Annotated in this window: 3 protein-coding genes; 2 read left to right on the forward strand and 1 reads right to left on the reverse strand. The window is 73.3% G+C overall.

Annotated elements, in window-relative coordinates; all coding sequences use genetic code 11:
- Both BUB17_RS25125 and BUB17_RS25130 read left to right on the forward strand, forming a co-directional pair.
- A partial coding sequence (locus BUB17_RS25125) for an ISL3 family transposase (protein ID WP_072921580.1) occupies nucleotides 1–929 on the forward strand: 929 nt, incomplete at its 5' end.
- 120 nt (nucleotides 930–1049) lie between these two features.
- Nucleotides 1050–1688: a DUF5701 family protein gene (locus tag BUB17_RS25130; RefSeq protein WP_072921582.1), complete on the forward strand. Its 639-nt coding sequence runs from the start codon at nucleotides 1050–1052 to the stop codon at nucleotides 1686–1688.
- 5 nt (nucleotides 1689–1693) lie between these two features.
- Here BUB17_RS25130 and BUB17_RS25135 read toward each other — a convergent pair.
- On the reverse strand, nucleotides 1694–1896 hold a 203-nt coding region (locus tag BUB17_RS25135), incomplete at its 5' end, for an MBL fold metallo-hydrolase (RefSeq protein WP_141243218.1).

The following is a 1896-nucleotide window of genomic DNA, read 5'->3' on the forward strand; positions in this document are numbered from 1 at the left end:
GCGTCGCCGAGGGCCTCGGGGTCGCCTGGAACACCGCCAACGACGCCGTCCTCGCCGAAGGCCAGCGGGTCCTGATCGACGACCCCGGCCGGTTCGACGGCGTGGCGGTCATCGGGGTCGACGAGCACGTGTGGCGCCACACCCGCCGCGGCGACAAGTACGTCACCGTGATCATCGACCTCACGGCGGTGCGCGCCGGCACCGGCCCGGCCCGGCTGCTGGACATGGTCGAAGGCCGCTCCAAGCAAGCCTTCAAGACCTGGCTGGCCGATCGCGACCCGGCATGGCGCGACGCCGTGGAGGTGGTCGCCATGGACGGGTTCACCGGCTTCAAGACCGCCACCACCGAGGAGCTGCCGGAGGCGACCGCGGTGATGGACCCCTTCCACGTCGTGCACCTGGCCGCCGACGCCCTGGACCGCTGCCGGCGTCGGGTGCAGCAGGACACCCGCGGGCACCGCGGTCGCACCGACGACCCTCTCTACCGCGCTCGACGCGTCCTGCACACCGGTGCGGATCTGCTCACCGACCGGCAACAGCAGCGGCTGACCGCGCTGTTCGCCGCAGACCAGCACGTCCAGGTCGAGGCCACCTGGGGCATCTACCAGCGGATGATCGGCGCCTACCGCGAGCCCGACCGGGCCAAGGGCCGGCGGCTGATGAGCGACCTCATCGACGCGCTCGCACACAGCGTCCCGGCCGCGCTGACCGAGCTGATCACGCTGGGGCGGACGCTGAAGAAGCGGGCCGCCGACGTCCTGGCGTACTTCGACCGACCCGGTACCAGCAACGGACCGACCGAGGCCCTCAACGGGCGGCTGGAGCACTTGCGCGGCTCCGCGCTCGGCTTCCGCAACCTCACCAACTACATCGCCAGGAGCCTGCTCGAGACCGGCGGATTCAGGCCCCGACTACACCCTCAATCGTGAAAAGCCCCGAAAGTCCGCGCAGTTCAGCAGCGCGTCCAGGACGGGGTGCGACCGGGCGGAACTCCGCGCCGGAACGGCGCGTTGGGTGCCCGTCGCCCGCACCGCTCAGGAGGTCCGTCCGTGTCCTTCGTCCTCGGCGCCCTCCCGACCCCCACCGCCCAGGCCGAGCGGCTGGTCGCGCTCGGGGTGCACGAGATCGCCGGCCTCGCCCCCGCCGAGCTGCGCGACTCGGCGGCCGGAGCCGGCGGCGCCCTGCTGGTCGTCTCGCCCGGGCTCGCGCCGGTGTCCGCGCTGGCGCCGCTGCTGGCGCACCACGGCCGGCCGGGCTTCGTCGTCCCGGACATGACCGACGTCGACGCCTTCGGCCCGCTGGACGGCGTTCCCGTCCCGGACGGGCCGGCCTACCTGGTCGAGGACCTGCAACGCGGCGACGAGATGGCGAACTGGAGCGCCGACGAGGCGCTGCCGGCGATCACCGCCGCCGGGCGCACCCCGCTCACCCTCGGCGAGGGCGTGCACTGGCTGCTCCAGTGTCCCGGCGTCCTGGAGCGGAACCGGTGCTTCATGACCATCGGGTCGCGGCTGCGCCGGCCCAGCGGTGCCCTCGACGCCCGTATCCCGGCCCTGTGGATCAGCAACGGGACCGGCCGCGACGGCCGCGAGCGCCGGGACGCACCCAAGGTCGGCTGGTGCTGGGCCGGCAACCGGCACACGTGGCTGGGCTTCGCATCGGCCCGGCGACGGGTACCGGTCGCCTGACCTGCTCAGCGCACGTGGCTGATCTCGGCCGAGACCGTCGTGTCGTCGCCGTGGCCGGTCCGCACGACGGTGTCGCCGTGCAGGGACAGCAGCTTGGACCGGATGGAGTTCAGGATCGTCGGCTTGTCGCTGTAGGAGCGCCCGGTGGCGCCGGGGCCGCCGTGGAACAGGGTGTCGCCGGTGAAGACGGTGGCCAGGTCGGGGGCGT

This window comes from Geodermatophilus obscurus (assembly GCF_900143215.1).
Taxonomy (GTDB): Bacteria; Actinomycetota; Actinomycetes; order Mycobacteriales; family Geodermatophilaceae; genus Geodermatophilus; species Geodermatophilus obscurus_A.